Raw genomic sequence first — 17,691 nt, 5'->3', positions numbered from 1 at the left:
CTCCCCCTCCGCCTTTCGCCTTTCGTTGTAGTCTCCCTGCCTCGTGTTGTGGTTTTTTTTCTTTGTGTATCACCCTATCTCCACCAACCACGACGGTGGTGGGCTTGGGGGAGGGAACCGGAATGAGCCCTGGCAAGAGACGCGGCATCCTGATCGGTGGCGCGCTGCTGGTCGTCGTGGTCGTGGCGGCCGCGTTCTTCCTGCTGAACAGCGGGGGATCGACGCCGGAGGCCGCCACCGGCGCGACCACGGTCCAAAGCCCGGGCGCGCTCGACCCGAATTCGGCGATCACCGAGTACCTCCAGGACGTTTCCGAGAACAACCCCGACGCGGCGGCCCGGCTGACCGACGACAACGCGGCCGCCGCGGTGGCGTTGCGGGCCACGCGGAACGCGCTGACCCCGTCGTCGGTCACCGCCAAGCTGACCGTCCTGCAGCCGACCCCGGCCGGCGGGAAGCAGACGGGCGGCACGTTCAGCCTCTCGTGGAAGCTGAAGCCGGGTCAGGTCTGGACCTACGACGTGCCGTTCCAGCTCACGCAGAACAGCGGGAAGTGGCTGGTCCACTGGGCGCCGTCGCTGCTGCACCCGAAGCTGGAGGCGGGCCAGCGGCTGGTGATCAGCACCGCGGTGCAGGACACCACCGCGGTCGCCGACCGCGACGGCAAGCCCCTGCTCATCAGCGGGCCCGGCGGGGTGCGGCCGGTCGACGGCAACCCGGCCCCGCTGCTGCGCTCGGCGCTCGCCGGACAGGTGACCGCCGCGGCCGGCGGGGGCTTCGCCGTCGAACGTGTCGATGGCGGCGGCAAGAGCGTCGAGACGCTGTTCGGGAAGGCGTCGGCCGAAGAGGCGAAGCCGCTCGTGTCGAGCCTGAGCCTGACCGCGCAGAACGCCGCCCAGGCCGCGGTGGACGGTTACCAGGGGTCGGCGATGCTCGTCGCCCTCGACACGGGTTCGGGCGACATCCTCGCCGTCGCGCAGAACGCCGCCGCCGGGAACTCGCCGAAGGCGCTCAACGGCCTGTACGAGCCCGGGTCGTCGTTCAAGATCGCGACGGCGGTGGCGGCGGTCCAGCAGAGCGGGCTCAACGCGACGGCGCCGGTCGACTGCCCCGGCGTCGCGACCATCGGCACGCGGACGGTCAAGAACGAGGGCTTCGAGCTGGGCGCGACGAACCTGCAGACGGCGTTCGCGCGGTCCTGCAACACGACCTTCGGGCAGCTGGCGCTCGGCCTGCCCGCGGACGGGCTGAAGAAGGCGGCCGACGAACTGGGCCTGAACGCCGACTACGAGATCCCGGGGGTCAAGACCGAGCTGGGCAAGGTGGAGCCCGCGGCGAGCAAGGACGAGCAGGTCGAGGACGGGTTCGGCCAGGGCCGCATCCAGGCCAGCGCGCTCGGCGGCACGCTGATGGCGGCCACGGTCGCCTCCGGCAAGGCGATCACGCCGCGGCTGTGGCACGACCTCGAGACCACGGTGATCAAGGGCTACTCGCCGCCGCCGGCGTCGGTGCTCGGCGAGGTGCGGAAGCTGATGCGCGCGGTGGTGCAGAGCGGCACCGGCCGCGCGGCGGCAGCGGCGGGCAACGTCTTCGGCAAGACCGGCACGGCCCAGTTCGGCGACGGCAAGCAGGCCACCGGCTGGTTCGTCGGCTACCGCGAGAACGTGGCCTTCGCGGTGGTCCTCGAGAACTCGAACGACTCGGGCCCGGCCGTCCAGGTCGCCGCCAAGTTCCTCAAGGCCCTCTGACCGTCCCCCGGCGGGGTGCGATGGTTCGGGCGGGGCCGAAGGGTGCGGGCCGTAGCGTGGGGGCATGGAGACGATCGCGCTGGCCGAGGTGGCCGCGGTGCTCGCCGACCCGAGCCGGGCCACCATGTGCCTCGTGCTGCTCGACGGGCGGGCCTGGACCGTCGGCGAGCTCGCGAAGGCGGCCGGGATCGCCCTCTCGACCGCCAGCGAGCACGTCAGCCGGCTGGCCGGGGCCGGCTTCGTCGCCCGGGTCAAGCAGGGGCGGGCCAGCTACGTCCGGATCGCCGACCCGCGCGTCGCCGAGCTGATCGAACACCTGGCCCAGCACGCCGAACATCAGCCGGTCACCGGCCTGAAGTCGTCGCTGCGGGCGCGGCGGCTCGGGTTCGCGCGGACCTGCTACGACCACCTCGCCGGCGAGCTCGGCGTCGCCCTGCGTGACGGCATGCTCGCCGCCGGTCTGGTCGGCACCGCCGACGGGCTGGCCCTCACCCCGCGCGGGCGGGCGGTGCTGGCCGACCTCGGCGTGCCGGTCGCCGCCGGGCGGCGGCCGCTGCTGCGGGACTGTCTGGATTGGACGGAGCGCCGCGACCACCTCGCCGGGGCCTTGCCGGCGGCGCTGCTCGACCGGGCGGTCGAGGCCGGCTGGGTGGCCAGGGACGGCCACCGGGCGGTCAAGGTGCTGCCGGCGGCGGGGGCGCCGTTCGCCGCCCTGGGTGTCGATCTCGACGCGCTCGGTGGTGTCTCGGCGCTTTAACACACCAGCTGTCGGGTGTCAGGCAGCGGTACACGAACGAGTTAACCCCCATGCCTCACTATTCTGAGGGCCCACGGCACTCGGGAGGAGGCGGGCATGGACCAGCTTCCCGTGCTGCTCGGCGTCGGCGGCGTCGTGCTCCTCGCCTCCGTGCTCGCCGTGCGGGTGTCGATCCGGCTCGGCCTGCCCTCGCTGCTGCTGTACCTGGGGATCGGCGTGCTGCTGGGCGAAGCCGGGTTCGGCATCCGGTTCGACAGCCCCGAACTCACCCAGTCGCTCGGCCTCGCCGCGCTCGTCATGATCCTCGCCGAAGGCGGGCTGACCACCCGGTGGTCGGCGGTGAAACCGGCGCTGGGCCGCGGAATCGCACTGTCCACAGTGTCCGTGGCGGTGAGCATCGCGGCCACCGGCGCGGCCCTGCACTGGCTGCTCGGCCTCGACTGGCGGCTGGCGCTGCTGTGGGGCGCGGTGCTCGCCTCGACCGACGCGGCCGCGGTGTTTTCGGTGCTGCGCACGGCCGGGATCGGCAAACGGCTCACCGGCGCGCTCGAACTCGAGTCGGGCATCAACGACGCGCCGGCCTACATCGCCGTCGTGGTGCTGGCCGAAGGCACCACTGTGGACTGGACGCTGCCGCTGCTGGTGGTCTACGAGCTGACGGCGGGCCTGGTCATCGGGCTCGCCTTCGGCTGGCTCGGCGGCCTCGCGCTGCGCCGGGCCGCGCTGCCGGCGACCGGCCTGTACCCGCTGGCCACGGTCGCGGTGTGCGTCGTGGCGTACTCGTCCGGGCAGCTGCTGCACGCGTCCGGGCTGCTCGCCACCTACGTCGCCGCGCTGGTGCTCGGCAATTCGCGGCTGCCGCACCGGTCGGACACGCTGTCGTTCGCCGAGGGCCTGGGCTGGCTGGCGCAGATCGGCCTGTTCGTGCTGCTCGGGCTGTTCGCCTCACCGGGCCGCCTGCTCGACGCGATCGTGCCGGGCCTGGTCGCCGGCGCCGTCGTGCTGCTGCTGGCGCGGCCGGTGTCGGTCCTCCTCGCGATGCTGCCGTTCCGGCTGCCGTGGCGCGAACAGGCGTTCCTGTCGTGGGCCGGGCTGCGCGGCGCCGTGCCGATCGTGCTCGCCATGATCCCGCTGTCCCAGGGGCTGCCGGGCGCCCAGCGGCTGGTCGACGCGGTGTTCGTGCTGGTCATCGTGCTGACGCTGGTGCAGGGGGCGACGCTCGGCCCGCTCGCGCGCCGGCTCGGGCTGGCCAAGAAGTCCGAGGCGCACGAGATCGAGGTCGACTCCGCGCCGCTGGACGAGCTGGGTGCCGAGCTGCTGCAGGTCCGGATCCAGCCGGGGTCGAAGCTGCACGGCGTGTACCTGTCCGAGCTGCGGCTGCCCGTCGGGGCGACGATCAGCCTGGTGGTGCGCGAGGGCGCGGGCTTCACCCCGCAGAAGACCAGCCGGCTGCAGGAGCACGACCAGCTGCTGGTCGTCACGACGAGCGCCGTCCGCGACGCCGTCGAACGCCGGTTGCGCGCGGTCGACCGGGCCGGCCGCCTCGCTCGCTGGAAGGGCGAGTCCGGCCGCTGAGCACGCTCTGTGACCGCCGTCTCAGAATGTGAGGCGGGGGTTGGCGGCCCGGCGCGTTCTCGGTTACCTTCTGGCTCAGGTCATGAGTGCCAGCGCGAAGCCCCGGCTTGCTGGCCGGCAACCCTCCTACCGCGGTGGGGTGCCCCGGGTGAAGACCGGGCCGGTCGCGCCGTGCGACGGGCAAGCGCGGGCCCCTCGCCGGGGTCCCCCGGATCGCCGAGGAGGCACCCCGATGACTCTCGCCATCGACCGCACCCAGCTCGAAGCCCCCGCCGTTCCCGCCGTCGCCGGTGCGTCGCTGCGGGTGCCGCTGGTGACCGGCGAAACCATCGGTTACGCCAACCTCGACCACGCCGCGAGCGCCCCGTGTCTCGACGCCGTCCGCGCGAAGGTCGACGAGTTCCTGCCCTGGTACGCCAGCGTCCACCGCGGCGCCGGCTTCGCGTCGCAGGTCTCCACCAAGCTCTACGAACGCACCCGCGACGTCCTGCGCCGCTTCGTCGACGCGCGGCGGACCGACACCGTCGTCTTCACCCGCAACACCACCGACTCCTTCAACCTGCTCGCCCGCAGCCTGCCGCGGCACACCACGGTCGTCGTCTTCGACACCGAGCACCACGCCGCGCTCCTGCCGTGGCAGGGGCCGAACGTCCGGCGGATCCCGACCCCGCGCACCCGCCTCGCCGCGGTGTCCGCTGTGGACGAAGCGCTCGCGGATGCTCCGCAAGGCCCGCGGCTGGTCGTCGTCACCGGAGCGTCCAATGTGACCGGTGAACTGCTCCCGGTCGCGGAAATCGCCGCCGTGGCGCGGAAACACGGCGCCCGCGTCGCGCTCGACGCCGCCCAGCTGGCCCCGCACCGCCGGATCTCGATCAAGGACCTGGACGTCGACTACGTCGCGCTGTCCGGCCACAAGCTCTACGCCCCCTTCGGCGCGGGCGCGCTGATCGGCCGCGCCGACTGGCTGCGCGCGGCCCGCCCGTACCTCGCCGGCGGCGGCGCGACCAAGCTCGTCACCGAAGACGCCGTCGTCTGGAACACCGGGCCGGAGCGCCACGAAGCGGGCTCGCCCAACACCATTGGCGTGTACGCGCTCGGCGTCGCGTGCGAGACCCTCAGCGCGAGCTGGGACGCGGTTGTCGAGCACGAGCAGGCCCTGCTCGCCCGGCTGCGCAAGGGCCTCGAGAGCATCCCCGGCTGCGCCGAACTGCGGCTGTTCGACGCGCCGGTCGACCGGGTCGGCACGGTCAGCTTCGTCGTCGACGGCTTCGACCCGGGCTGGCTCGCCGCGGTGCTGTCCGCCGAGTACGGCATCGGCGTCCGCGACGGCGCCTTCTGCGCCCACATCGCGGCCAAGCGCCTGATCGGCGTCACCGGCGGCGACGGGCAGCAGGCGGTCCGCGTCAGCCTCGGCCTCGGCAGCACCGAAGAGCACGTCGACCGCGTGCTGCTGGCGCTGCGGCAGATCGTCGCCCGCGGCGCCCGCTGGGAGTACGCGAAGGTGGACGGCCGGTGGGCCCCGGTGGGCGACCCGCGGGAGCTGCCGCCCTTCTGCTGAGCGCTAGCCTGGGCCGATGGGGAGAGGGCCGCGTTACTGGTTTCCGCTGGCACTGCTGGGCTTCGCCGAGATCGCGTCGGCCGCGGCGCAACTGCTGTCGCGCCGCAGCGATGCCGAGGACCGGTCCGCGAACCTCCTGCTCGGCCCGGTGGTCCCGCCCGGCGCGACGGAGTACAGCCGGGGCTACATCCTGTCCCAGGGCGACCTCCACGCCTGGGGCGCTGGCTTGCCCGCCGAAACCGCATGGCTGATCGCGCTCGGCGTGGTCGTCGCCGGCACGGCTGTCTGGTACGCCGTCGCCCTGCGGCCCGTCCGCACCGTGCGGTTCGTTCTCGGCGCGATCGCCGCGCTGCTCGCCGTCCCGCTGCTCGACCTGGTCGGCTCCTGGCAGTTCCGGCTCGGCGACGGCCTGCGCGGCCCGCTCTTGGCCACGCTCGGCCTGCTCACCCTCGCCGCGTACGAACGCAGCCGGTTCGTCCTGCTGACGACGGCCGCGTTCGCCCTGGTGGCCGTGGTGCTCTCGGCGGACATGGCGGGGATGCTGGCGTCGGCGGTGATCCTGCTGGGCGCCGCCTTCATCGCCCTGCTGCGGGGCACCCCGCGCTCGATACCCTGACCCGATGGGGAGTTCACGGCGGTCTTGGTTCCCGCTGGCCGCGCTGGGGTTCACGCTGCTCGTGATGGTGGCCGCCGAACTGGTCCCGGACGACGTCGGAGCCGCCGGTCCGCCGGGGTACCAGCTGTCCCCAGGCCTGCACGGCCTCGGCACCGGCGGCGTCGGCGGCACCGGCGGCGAGCGGGCTGCGGTCACGGCCGTGGCGGTGGACGTCGGGCCGTCGGCGACGCTCGGCTGGCCCGCCGGCCTCGCCTGCGTGGTGCTCGCCGTGGCCGCCTGGTACTGGCGGCAGCTGCGGCCCCGGCGGCCGGGCCGGTTCGTGCTCGGCACGCTCGGGGCGCTGGCCGCCGTCCCGCTGCTCGACCTGGTCGGCGCGCTCCAGTTCCGGCTCGGCGGCGACCTGCGCGGCGCGCTGCTGGCGACCGTCGGCCTCCTGCTGCTGGCCGGCTGTGAGCGCAGCTGGTTCCTGGCGGCCGTCGCCGGGGTGTTCGCGCTGGTCGCGACCGTGTTCCTGCCGCCGGTCGCCGGAGCGCTCGCCGCGGCGGGCGTGCTGTTGGCGGCCGCGTTCGCGGTGCTCCTGCGCCCGCGTCCGGACGGGCCCGCCGGGGGTTGACCAGCGCCGTGGACAATGGACGGGTGAGCACCGAGCCCAGCCACTCCGAACCCGACACCGCCGTGCCCGCCGAGGCGGTGCCCGATCCGGCCGCGGACGCGCCCGAGAACCCGGAGGTCCCGGCGAAGCCGCTGCTGCCGAAGCGGCGGGTCGGCTGGGTCTTCGCGGTCGCCGTCGTGTTCTGGGCGATCGACCTGGTGACGAAGAACCTGGTCGTGGCCAACCTCGAGGGCAAGGAACCGGTCAAGGTCCTCGGCGGGCTGATCTACCTGCAGGTGATCCGCAATCCCGGCGCCGCCTTCTCGATGGCCACCGGGATGACGTGGGTGCTCGCCCTCGTCGCGCTCGCCGTGGTCATCGCGATCGTCTGGCTGTCGCGGCGGCTGCGCTCGATCGGCTGGGCGATCGGCCTCGGCCTGGTGCTCGCCGGCGCCACCGGCAACCTGACCGACCGCATCTTCCGCGCGCCCGGCGGGCTGCAGGGGCACGTCGTCGACTTCATCTCGGCCTTCGCCCCGAACGGCAAGGGCTTCGCGATCTTCAACATCGCCGACTCCGCGATCTGCGTCGGCGGTGCCCTGATCGTGCTGCTGTCCCTGCTGGGCAAGGACTACGACGGCACGTCGACCAAGGACAAGAAGAAGCAGGCGACCCAGGAGAGCCAAGAGACCCAGGAGGAGCAGGCGTGAGCTCGCGGATGCTCCCGGTGCCCGACGGGCTCGACGGGATGCGGGTCGACGCCGGCCTCGCCAAGCTGCTCGGGCTGTCCCGCACGGTCGTCGCCGAGCTCGCCGAATCCGGGGACGTGCTGCTCGACGGCCGTCCGGCGGGCAAGTCCGACCGCCTCTCCGGCGGCGGCCTGCTGGAGATCACCCTGCCGGAGCCGTCGAACCCGGTCGAGGTCGTCGCGCAGCCGGTCGAAGGCATGCAGATCCTGCACGACGACGACGACATCGTGGTGATCTCGAAGCCGGTCGGCGTCGCCGTGCACCCCAGCCCGGGCTGGACCGGCCCGACCGTCGTCGGCGGCCTCGCCGCGGCCGGCCTGCGCATCGCGACCTCGGGGGCGGCCGAGCGCCAGGGCGTGGTCCACCGGCTCGACGCGGGCACCACCGGCGTGATGGTGGTGGCCAAGAGCGAGCACGCGTACACCGTGCTGAAGCGCGCCTTCAAGGAGCGCACGGTCGACAAGGGCTACCACGCGATCGTCCAGGGCCACCCGGACCCGATGCGCGGCACGATCGACGCCCCCATCGACCGCCACCCGCGCCACGACTACAAGTTCGCGGTGGTCCAGGGCGGCCGTCCGAGCGTCACGCACTACGAAGTCGTCGAGGCGTTCCGGGCGGCGTCGCTCGCGCACATCAAGCTGGAAACCGGGCGGACGCACCAGATCCGCGTCCACTTCTCGGCGCTGCGGCACCCCTGCGTCGGCGACCTGACCTACGGCGCCGACCCGGTGCTGGCCCGCCACCTCGGCCTGAGCCGGCAGTGGCTGCACGCGAAGACGCTGGCGTTCGCCCACCCCGCGGACGGCCGCTGGGTCGAGTTCGAGTCCGAGTACCCGGACGACCTCGCGAAGGCTCTCGAGATCCTGCGCGACGAGAGCTACCAGTGAGGCTTGTTCAGCCGTCGCCCGCCGCATGATTTCGCCGGTAGCCGCCGGTTTCCGCGCGGGGTGCGGCGGGCTGACCAGAATAAGCCTCAGTCCTCGATCGACCAGGTCAGCGTGCGCTCGTCCGGCTCCGGGCGCGGGCTCCAGCGCACCGAGACCACGCGGGTGGCGTCGGGCAGGACGTACACCGTGTGGCCGCCCAGCGTTTCGCCCGGCTTGACGCCGATCTTGTGCGGCGGCCGGGACGTCAGCGACACCGGTGCCTTGCCGATCGCCTGGCCGTCGGCGGCGAGCAGCTCGAGGTAGTTGTCCGGCAGCGAGGCGAACGGGATCGCCCCGCGGTTGGTGATCTCGGTGTGCACCACCACCGCGCGTTCGCCCTCTTCCAGGCGGTACCCGGCCGCGCTGAACAGGTAGTCGGCCGGGTCCTGGACCTCCAGCAGCTGCACCGACAGCTGCTCGCCCTCCAGGCCCTGGGTCTCCAGGACTTCGCCGAGCCTGCCTTGCTTGCCGGCGGCGGGCCCGCTCGGCCGGGCGGGTTCGTCGCCGCGGGCCCACGACGCCGTCTGCGGCACGCCCCACGTGCTCACCGCCGGGTCGAGCGGCACGGGCGGCGGCGTGAACGGCCGCGGCGGCCGCGGTGGCTGCTGCTGGGGCGGCGGTCCCGGGTAGCGGGCGGACGGGGTGCCTTGGACGTGGTGCGGCCCGGACGGCGTGCCCTGGACCTGGTGGGGCCCCGAGGGCGTGCCCTGGACGTTGTAGGGCCCCGAGGGTGCGCCCTGCACGGTGTACGGCCCGGACGGGGCGCCCTGGACGTTGTACGGCCCTGAAGGGGTGCCCTGGACCGGCGGGGGCATCGGCGGGCCGGGCTGCGGCGGCTGCTGCGGCACGGGCTGCGAAGGCGGCGGGAACGGCGGCGGCTGCGTCGGCTGGGTCGGCTGTGGCGGCCGGTTCGCCCACGACGGCGGGGCGCCGGCGATGGCCGCGCGCAGGCCGTTCGGGTCGCTTTCGACGCCGACGAGCAGGGGCAGCCCGCTGCCGGAGAGGGCGACCAGCCGGTAGGCGACCTCGCGGGGATCCATGCCGACCTTGGCCGCCAGCTCGTGCACCGCCGCCTTGCCGAGGTCGGCGAGCGCGGCGAGCAGGCGGGTATCCACGGGATCGGTCACGGCCACCCGGGGAACGCTACCGCCTGGCCGATCCGCGGCGCCGCAGGCCGTCCGCCGCGGGCGAACGGCCCGGCGTTTCTGTCGGTGATCTCCGTTAGGGTCGGCTGTGAAGCACATCAGCCGAAGCTGGGGGTCCTGCCATGACCGCGGTCACCGAACTCGCCGACGAGTTCGTCGAAGCGCTGTTCGCCGCCGATCCGCTGACGCCCGCGCTGCTGGGTGTCCGCCCGGCGGAGCCGGGCCTGCCGGACCTGTCCGCGGAAGCCGAGAGGGCGTTCCGGGCGCGGCTGGCGGACTTCCTCGAGCGGGCCCGCGCGCTGGCGGCCGAAGACGCGGAGGACCGGGTCACCCGCGAGGTGCTGATCACCACGGCCGAGAACCGCATCGCCTCGATCGACAGCCGGATGGCCGAGTTCACCGTCACCGATCTGTCCGTCGGGCCGGCGGCGGGGCTGCTGATGGTCCTGCCGATGACGACGGTGACGCCGGGTGCGGCCGCGGAGGCGCAGCTCGGCCGGCTGGCCGCGATCCCGGAGTACCTGCGCCAGGCGGCGCGGCGGCACGCACAGGGGATCGAAGACGGCCTGCTCCCGGTGGCCCACCTGGTCGACGCCGCGGTCGCGCACCTCGACCGCTACCTCGCCGAGCCGGACGCCGACCCGCTGCGCCGCCAGCCCGCCCCGGACGAGGAGTTCGGGCGGCGGCGGGAGGAACTGCTCGCCGACGTCGTCCGGCCGGCCTTCGCCGAGTACCGCGAGTTCCTGGTCACCGAGGTGAAGCCGCACGGGCGGCCCGCGGACCGGCCCGGCGTGTCGTGGCTGCCGGGCGGCGCGGAGACCTACACCCGGCTGGCGCGGATGCACACGACCACCGGGCTCACCCCGGAGGAGCTGCACCGGATCGGCCTCGACACCATCGAGGCGCTCGCCGCCGAGTACCGCGAGCTGGGGCAGCGGGTGTACGGCACCGACGACCTGGCCGAGATCTTCACGCGCCTGCGCACCGACCCGGCGCTGCGCTGGCGCAGCGCGGAGGAGCTGCTGGAGACCGCCCGCACGGCCGTCGCCCGGGCGGCCGCGGAAGCCCCGAAGTGGTTCGGCCGGATCCCCGAGCAGCAGTGCACGGTCGAAGCCGTGCCGGCGGAGGTCGCGCCCGGCGCGCCCGCGGCGTACTACCTGCGCCCGGCCGCCGACGGCTCGCGGCCGGGCATCTACTTCGCGAACACCCACGAGGCCACCGAGCGGTTGCGGCACATGGCCGAAACGACCGCGTTCCACGAAGCCGTGCCGGGCCACCACTTCCAGCTCAGCATCGCGCAGGGCCGCACCGAGCTGCCGCTGCTGCGCCGCATCGGCATGTTCAACGCCTACATCGAGGGCTGGGGGCTCTACAGCGAGCGGCTCGCCGACGAAATGGGCCTCTACTCCGACGACGTCGCCCGGCTCGGCATGCTGGCCGGCGACTCGCTGCGGGCGGGCAGGCTGGTCGTCGACACCGGGTTGCACGCGCTCGGGTGGAGCCGTCAGCAGGCCGTCGACTACCTGCTCGAGCACACGCCCGAGGCGCGCGCGGAGATCGAGTCCGAGGTCGACCGCTACATCGCCTGGCCGGGCCAGGCGCTCGGGTACCTGGTGGGGCGGCGGGAGATCCAGCGGGCCCGCGCCCGCGCCGCGCAGCGGCTCGGCTCGCGGTTCGACGTCCGCGCGTTCCACGACCTCGTGCTGGCCGGCGGCCCGCTGCCGCTGTCGGTGCTGGCCTCCGTCGTCGACGAGTGGGTGGCCGGGCACGGCGACACCGTCGACGGCCTGGCGAGCGAGCTCGTCGAACTGTCCTTCGAGCAGGAGCCGCTGAACCCGTCGGTCCTCGGCCTGCCGGGCGACCACGACCGGCTCGCCGACCAGACCCGGGCGGCGCAGGAGCGCTATCGCGAGGCGTACACGGCCCTCGCGGCTCGTGCGCGGGCACTGGCCACCGACGGCCTGACGCCGGAGGAAGCCGTCACCCGCGAGGTCGTGATCGCTTCCGCCGAGGTGGAGGCCGATCGGCTCGGTGCGCGGTCCGCCGACCTCGCGGTCAGCGACGGGCTCACCGCGCCCGCTCTCGGGCTGCTGATGTACCTGCCGTACTACCGGCTGGACGACGAAAAGAAGGCGCGCGGCTACCTGGCCCGGCTCGCCGCGATCGAGCCGTTCCTCGCCGACCTGACCGAGCGGCAGCGCGCGAGCCTGGCCGAAGGCCTGGTGCCACCGGCGTACCTGGCCCGCGTCGGCATCGAGTACATCGACCGCTACCTCGGCGCGCCCGAAAGCGACCCGCTGAAGGTGGGCACGACCGCGGCCGTCGAGGGCTTCGAAGCCGAGCGGGACAGGCTGCTCGCCGAGGTCGTCCACCCGGCGTACGCGCGGTACCGGGAGTTCCTGCGCGCGGAGGTCGAGCCGGCCGGGCGGCCGGACACCGCGCCGGGCATCTCCCACGTGCCGGGCGGCGCCGAGCGCTACGCCGCGCTGATCCGCGCGGAGACGACCACCGAGCGCACGGCGCAGGAGCTGCACGAGACCGGGCTGGCGCTGATCGAAAAGCTCGCCGAGGAGTACCGCGAGCTGGGCGCGAAGGTGTTCGGCACCACCGAGCTCGCCGCGATCTTCGAGCGCCTGCGCACCGATCCGGCGTTGCGCTGGCGCGACGGCGAGGAGCTGCTGGCGGGAGCCCGGGACGCCATCGCCCGCGCCGAAGCCGTCGCGCCCCGGTGGTTTTCGCGCATCCCGGCGGAGAAGTGCGAGGTGGCCCCGGTGCCGGAAGCCGACGCGGCGAGCGGCACCATCGCGTACTACCTCCAGCCGTCGCTCGACGGGACGCGCCCGGGCACGTACTACGCGAACACCCACGAAGCGGAGAAGCGGCCGCGGTTCACCAGCGAGGCGATCGCGTTCCACGAAGCCGTGCCGGGGCACCACTTCCAGCTCAGCCTGGCCCAGGAACTGCGGGACCTGCCGCTGCTGCGGCGGATCGGCATGTTCAACGCCTACGCCGAGGGCTGGGGCCTCTACGCCGAGCGGCTCGCGGACGAGATGGGCCTGTACTCCGACGACGTCTCGCGGCTGGGCATGCTCACGCAGGATTCGATGCGGGCCGGCCGGCTCGTCGTCGACACCGGCCTGCACGCGCTGGGCTGGAGCCGGCAGCAGGCGATCGACTTCCTGGTCGAAAACACGCCGATGGCGCGGCTGGAGATCGAGGCGGAGATCGACCGGTACATCGGCTGGCCGGGGCAGGCGCTGGGCTACATGGTGGGGCGGCTGGAGATCCAGCGGCTGCGGGCCGAGGCCGAGCGGGCGCTCGGCGAGCGGTTCGACATCCGCGGGTTCCACGAAGTGGTGCTGGGCCACGGCATGCTGCCGCTGTCCGCGCTGGCGAAGGTGGTCACGGACTGGGTGGCCGAGCGGCGCGACACACCCGGCCGGCTGGCCGACGACCTGCTCGCGCTGGACTTCGAACGGCAGCCGCTGTACCCGTCGCTGTACGGCCTGCCCGGCGATCACGCCCGGCTGCCCGATCCGAGCGCGGCGGCCGAAGCCCGGCTCCGCGCGGGTTACGCCGCGATCGCCGCGCGGGCCGAGGCGCTCGACCCCGCCGGGTTGCCCGCCGACGAGCGCGTCACCCGGGATGTCGTGCTCTCCCAGGCGAAGTCCGCCATCGACGAGATCGACTCCGGCCGCGACGACATCTCGGTCAGTGACGGGCTCGGCGCGCCCGCGCTCAAGCTGCTGCTCTACCTGCCGCAGACGCTGCTGGACGACGAGCCGAAGGTCCGCGGCTACCTGAGCCGGCTCGCGGGCATGGGCGGCTACCTCGACTCCCTGATCGATCGGCAGCGCGCCGCGGCGGCCGAAGGGCGGGTGCCGCCGGACTTCCTGGTGCGCGTGGGCATCGAGTACGTCGACCGCTACCTCGGCGCGCCCGAGAGCGACCCGCTGCGGGTGACACCGCGGTATGCGCTCGACGGTTTCGAGGCCGAACGCGATCGTTTGCTCGCCGAGGTCGTCCGGCCCGCGTACGGGCGCTACCGCGCTTTCCTGGCCGACGAGCTCGCGCCGCTGGCGCGGCCCGAGACGTCACCGGGCATCGGGGCCCTGCCGGGCGGTCAGGAGCGGTACGCCGCGCTGATCCGCGTCGAAACGACCACCGAGCGCACGGCCCAGGAGCTGCACGACACCGGGCTGGCGCTGATCGGCAAGCTCGCCGACGAGTACCGCGCGCTGGGCGGAAAGCTGTTCGGCACCACCGACCTCGGGGAGATCTTCGACCGGGTCCGGACCGACCCGGCGTTGCGCTGGCGCGACGGCGAGGAGCTGCTGGCGGGAGCCCGGGACGCCATCGCTCGCGCGGAAGCCGTGGCCGCGCAGTGGTTCTCCCGGGTGCCGGAGCAGCGGTGCCAGGTCGCGCCGGTGCCGGCGGCCGACGCGGCGAGCGGCACGATCGCGTACTACCTGCGGCCGTCGCTCGACGGGACGCGGCCGGGGACGTATTACGCGAACACCCACGAGGCGGAGAAGCGGCCGCGGTTCGCCAGTGAGGCGATCGCGTTCCACGAAGCCGTGCCGGGGCACCACTTCCAGCTGTGCCTCGCCCAAGGCCTCACCGAGCTGCCGTTGCTGCGCCGGATCCTGCACGTCAACGCCTACGGCGAGGGCTGGGGGCTCTACGCCGAGCGGCTGGCCGACGAGATGGGCCTGTACTCCGACGACGTGGCGCGGCTGGGCATGCTGACCCAGGATTCGATGCGGGCGGGCCGGCTGGTGGTCGACACCGGCCTGCACGCACTGGGCTGGAGCCGGCAGCAGGCGGTCGACTACCTCGTCGAGCACACGCCGATGGCGCGGCTGGAAATCGAGGCGGAGATCGACCGGTACACCGCCGACCCGGGGCAGGCGCTGGGCTACATGGTGGGGCGGCTGGAGATCCAGCGGCTGCGCGCCGAGGCCGAGCAGGCGCTGGGTGCGGCGTTCGACGTCCGCGAGTTCCACGACGTCGTGCTGGGCAGTGGCACGCTGCCGCTGCCGGTGCTGTCCACTGTGGTCGCCGAGTGGGTCGCCCGGCGCCGCGACACGCCCGAGAAGCTCGCGGACGAGTGCCTGGAGCTGATGTTCGAGGCGCAGCCGCTGTTCCCGTCGGTGTACGGCCTGCCGGGCACGCACGACAAGCTCGCCGACCAGACCGCCGGAGCCGCCGCCCGGTTCCGCGCCGGGCTCACCGGGATCATCGCGCGCGCCGAGGCGATCGACGCGGCGGCGCTGACGCCGGCCGGGCGGGTCACCCGGGACGTCGTGATCTGGCAGGCCCGCACCCAGATCGACGTGCTCGACTCCGGCCGGGCCGACATCGCGGTGAGCGACGGCCTGGACGCACCGGCCCTCAGGCTCCTCACCGAGCTGCCGCAGACGATCCTCGACGACGACGCCAAGGTGCGCGGCTACCTGAGCCGGCTCGCCGCCGTCGGCACGTACCTGGACCAGGTGATCGAGCGGCAGCGGGCCGCGCTCGCGGAGGGGCTGGTGCCGCCGGCGTTCCTGGCGCGCGCCGGCGTCGGCTACGTCGAGCGGTACCTCGCCGACCCGGAGAACGACCCGCTGAAGGTGCCGGTCCGGGGCCTCGAAGCCGAGCGCGACCGGTTGCTGGCCGAAGTGGTCCGGCCGGCCTACCGGCGGTACCGGGACTTCCTGGCCGGCGAGGTCGTCCCGGTGGCCCGGCCCGAGACGTCGCCGGGGATCGGTGCCCTGCCGGGCGGGCCGGAGCGCTACGCGGCGCTGATCCGGGCCGAGACGACCACCGAGCGCACGCCGCAGGACCTGCACGAGACCGGCCTGGCGATCATCGAGCGGCTGGCGGGGGAGTACCGGGAGCTGGGTGCCGAGCTGTTCGGCACCACCGAGCTCGCGGAGATCTTCGAGCGGATCCGCACGGACCCGGCCCTGCGCTGGCGCGACGGCGAAGAGCTGCTGGAGTCCGCCCGCGCGGCGATCGCCCGCGCGGAAGCCGTGGCGCCCCAGTGGTTCTCGCGGTTGCCGGAGCAGCGGTGCCAGGTCGCCCCGGTGCCCGCCACGGAGGCCGCGGGCGGCTCGATCGCCTACTACATCGAGCCGTCGCTCGACGGTGCCCGGCCGGGCACGTACTACGCGAACACGCACGAGGCGGACCAGCGGCAGCGGACGCTGAGCGAGTCCGTCGCCTTCCACGAGGCGGTGCCGGGGCACCACTTCCAGCTGACGCTCGCCCAGCAGGTGACCGGGGTTCCGCTGCTGCGCCGGATCGCCATGTTCAACGCCTTCGCCGAGGGCTGGGGCCTGTACGCCGAGCGCCTCGCGGACGAGATGGGGCTGTACTCGGACGGCACGGCGCGGCTCGGCCTCCTGACGCAGGATTCGATGCGCGCGGCCCGGCTGGTGGTCGACACGGGCCTGCACGCGCTGGGCTGGAGCCGGCAGCAGGCGGTCGACTTCATGGTCGAGCACACGCCGATGGCCCGGATCGAGATCGAGGCGGAGGTCGACCGGTACGCGGGCCTCCCGGGGCAGGCGCTCGGCTACATGGTGGGCCGCCTGGAGATCGAGCGGTTGCGCTCCGACGCCGAGCAGGCGCTGGGCGAGGCGTTCGACATCCGCGAGTTCCACGACACGGTGCTGGGCAGCGGCACCCTGCCGTTGCCGGTACTGGCGGACGTGGTGGCCGATTGGGTGGCGGCGCGGGCCGCCCGGAACGAGGAGTGACCGTGACCTGGCTCGAGCTCGCCGACGAGACGCCGTTCGGCCTGGACAACCTGCCGTACGGCGTGTTCTCCGTCGGCGGGGCGCCCGAACGGCGGGTCGGCGTCCCCGTCGGCGACCAGGTGCTCGACCTGACCGCCGCGGCCGCCGGGACGGCGGCCGCGTTCGCGCCGCTGCTCACCTCCGGGGTGCTCAACCCGCTGCTCGCCGCCGGGCCGGCCACCTGGCGCGAAGTCCGCGAGAGCGTCACCGGATGGCTGACCGAAACCCGCTACGCCGATCAGCTCCGGGCGCACCTGCACCCGCTGGCCGAGGTCACCACGCACCTCGCGTTCGAGGTCGCCGACTACGTCGACTTCTACTCCAGCGAGCACCACGCCCTCAACGCCGGCAAGATCTTCCGCCCGGACGCGACCGAGCTCCCGCCCAACTGGAAGCACCTGCCGATCGGGTACCACGGCCGGGCGGGCACGGTCGTCGCGTCCGGCACACCGGTCGTCCGGCCGCACGGGCAGCGCAAGCCCCGCAACGCCGACGCCCCGTCGTTCGGCCCGTCGCAGCGGCTGGACATCGAGGCGGAGGTCGGGTTCGTCGTCGGCACTCCGTCCACTGTGGGCACACCGGTGTCCACAGCGGACTTCGCGGACCACGTGTTCGGCGTCTGCCTGGTCAACGACTGGTCGGCGCGCGACATCCAGGCCTGGGAGTACCAGCCGCTGGGCCCGTTCCTCGGCAAGTCGTTCGCGACGTCGGTGTCGCCGTGGATCGTCCCGCTGGCCGCGCTGGAGCACGCGCGCGTCGACGGCCCGCCACAGGACCCGGAGCCGTTCGAGTACCTCCGGACGCCGGAGAAGTGGGGGCTGGACCTGACGCTGGAGGTCCGCCTCAACGGCCACCTGGTGTCGAGCCCGCCGTTCGCGACCCAGTACTGGACGGCCCCGCAGCAGCTGGCGCACATGACGGTCAACGGCGCGAGCCTGCGCACCGGCGACCTGTTCGCCTCGGGCACGGTGACCGGCCCGGACCGCAACCAGCGAGGTTCGTTCCTGGAGCTGTCCTGGGGCGGCCAGGAGCCCCTGGAGCTGCCGGGCGGCGTCACGCGCACATTCCTCGAAGACGGCGACGAGGTGGTGATCAGCGCGACGGCCCCGGGCCCGCGCGGCACCCGCATCGGCTTCGGCGACGTGCGGGGGACGGTGGTCGCGGGTGGATAGTGGCGGTACCCATACCGGCCCGGGCCGGGTAGCGCGCATAATGACCAGCGACTAAGCGCTCGCTC

The 17,691-nt window shown here is 73.7% G+C and carries 11 protein-coding genes and 1 riboswitch; of the genes, 10 read left to right on the top strand and 1 reads right to left on the bottom strand.

All coding sequences use genetic code 11. From position 1 onward, the window contains the following. Positions 1–122: 122 nt before the first annotated feature. The 8 genes from ACWED2_RS18845 (at position 123) to ACWED2_RS18810 (ending at position 8,485) form a co-directional block, all read left to right on the top strand. Entirely contained in the window at positions 123–1,748 is a 1,626-nt protein-coding gene (locus ACWED2_RS18845; RefSeq protein ID WP_449691768.1) for a penicillin-binding transpeptidase domain-containing protein, read from the top strand. Between the two features lie 64 nt (positions 1,749–1,812). Continuing rightward, entirely contained in the window at positions 1,813–2,505 is a 693-nt protein-coding gene (locus ACWED2_RS18840; protein ID WP_449691767.1) for an ArsR/SmtB family transcription factor, read from the top strand. A 96-nt stretch (positions 2,506–2,601) separates the two neighbouring features. Next, positions 2,602–4,080 carry a potassium/proton antiporter gene (locus tag ACWED2_RS18835; RefSeq protein WP_449691766.1) on the top strand — a complete coding sequence of 493 codons (1,479 nt, stop codon included), beginning with the start codon at positions 2,602–2,604 and terminating at the stop codon, positions 4,078–4,080. Positions 4,081–4,158: 78 nt separating this feature from the next. Continuing rightward, a riboswitch (SAM riboswitch) is annotated at positions 4,159–4,273 on the top strand. A gap of 39 nt (positions 4,274–4,312) precedes the next feature. After that, positions 4,313–5,638 carry an aminotransferase class V-fold PLP-dependent enzyme gene (locus ACWED2_RS18830; RefSeq protein WP_449691765.1) on the top strand — a complete coding sequence of 442 codons (1,326 nt, stop codon included), beginning with the start codon at positions 4,313–4,315 and terminating at the stop codon, positions 5,636–5,638. Positions 5,639–5,654: 16 nt separating this feature from the next. Continuing rightward, complete coding sequence (locus ACWED2_RS18825; protein WP_449691764.1) at positions 5,655–6,254, top strand: hypothetical protein; 600 nt, start codon at positions 5,655–5,657, stop codon at positions 6,252–6,254. Between the two features lie 4 nt (positions 6,255–6,258). Next, positions 6,259–6,867 carry a hypothetical protein gene (locus ACWED2_RS18820; RefSeq protein ID WP_449691763.1) on the top strand — a complete coding sequence of 203 codons (609 nt, stop codon included), beginning with the start codon at positions 6,259–6,261 and terminating at the stop codon, positions 6,865–6,867. A gap of 23 nt (positions 6,868–6,890) precedes the next feature. Further along, on the top strand, positions 6,891–7,556 hold the full coding sequence (gene lspA, locus ACWED2_RS18815; RefSeq protein ID WP_449691762.1) for a signal peptidase II: 666 nt from the start codon (positions 6,891–6,893) through the stop codon (positions 7,554–7,556). Further along, positions 7,553–8,485 (top strand): RluA family pseudouridine synthase, encoded by a 933-nt coding sequence (locus ACWED2_RS18810; protein WP_449691761.1) that lies wholly within the window; start codon positions 7,553–7,555, stop codon positions 8,483–8,485. Before lspA ends, ACWED2_RS18810 begins: the two co-directional genes overlap by 4 nt. 86 nt (positions 8,486–8,571) lie before the next feature. On the opposite strand, the gene ACWED2_RS18805 is transcribed toward ACWED2_RS18810, so the two are convergent. After that, on the bottom strand, positions 8,572–9,657 hold the full coding sequence (locus tag ACWED2_RS18805) for an AsnC family protein (RefSeq protein WP_449691760.1): 1,086 nt from the start codon (positions 9,655–9,657) through the stop codon (positions 8,572–8,574). A gap of 134 nt (positions 9,658–9,791) precedes the next feature. On the opposite strand from ACWED2_RS18805, the gene ACWED2_RS18800 reads away from it, so the two are divergent. Beyond that, positions 9,792–16,415, top strand: a complete 6,624-nt coding sequence (locus tag ACWED2_RS18800) for a DUF885 domain-containing protein (RefSeq protein WP_449691759.1) — start codon at positions 9,792–9,794, stop codon at positions 16,413–16,415. After that, positions 16,412–17,626, top strand: a complete 1,215-nt coding sequence (gene fahA / locus ACWED2_RS18795; RefSeq protein WP_449691758.1) for a fumarylacetoacetase — start codon at positions 16,412–16,414, stop codon at positions 17,624–17,626. The genes ACWED2_RS18800 and fahA overlap by 4 nt, the downstream gene beginning before the upstream one ends. The last annotated feature ends 65 nt before the right edge of the window (positions 17,627–17,691 follow it).

It is taken from the genome of Amycolatopsis sp. NPDC005003, from assembly GCF_053600695.1.
The sequence above is the reverse complement of the archived record's forward strand: the minus strand, read 5'-3'. Positions and strand labels throughout refer to the sequence as shown.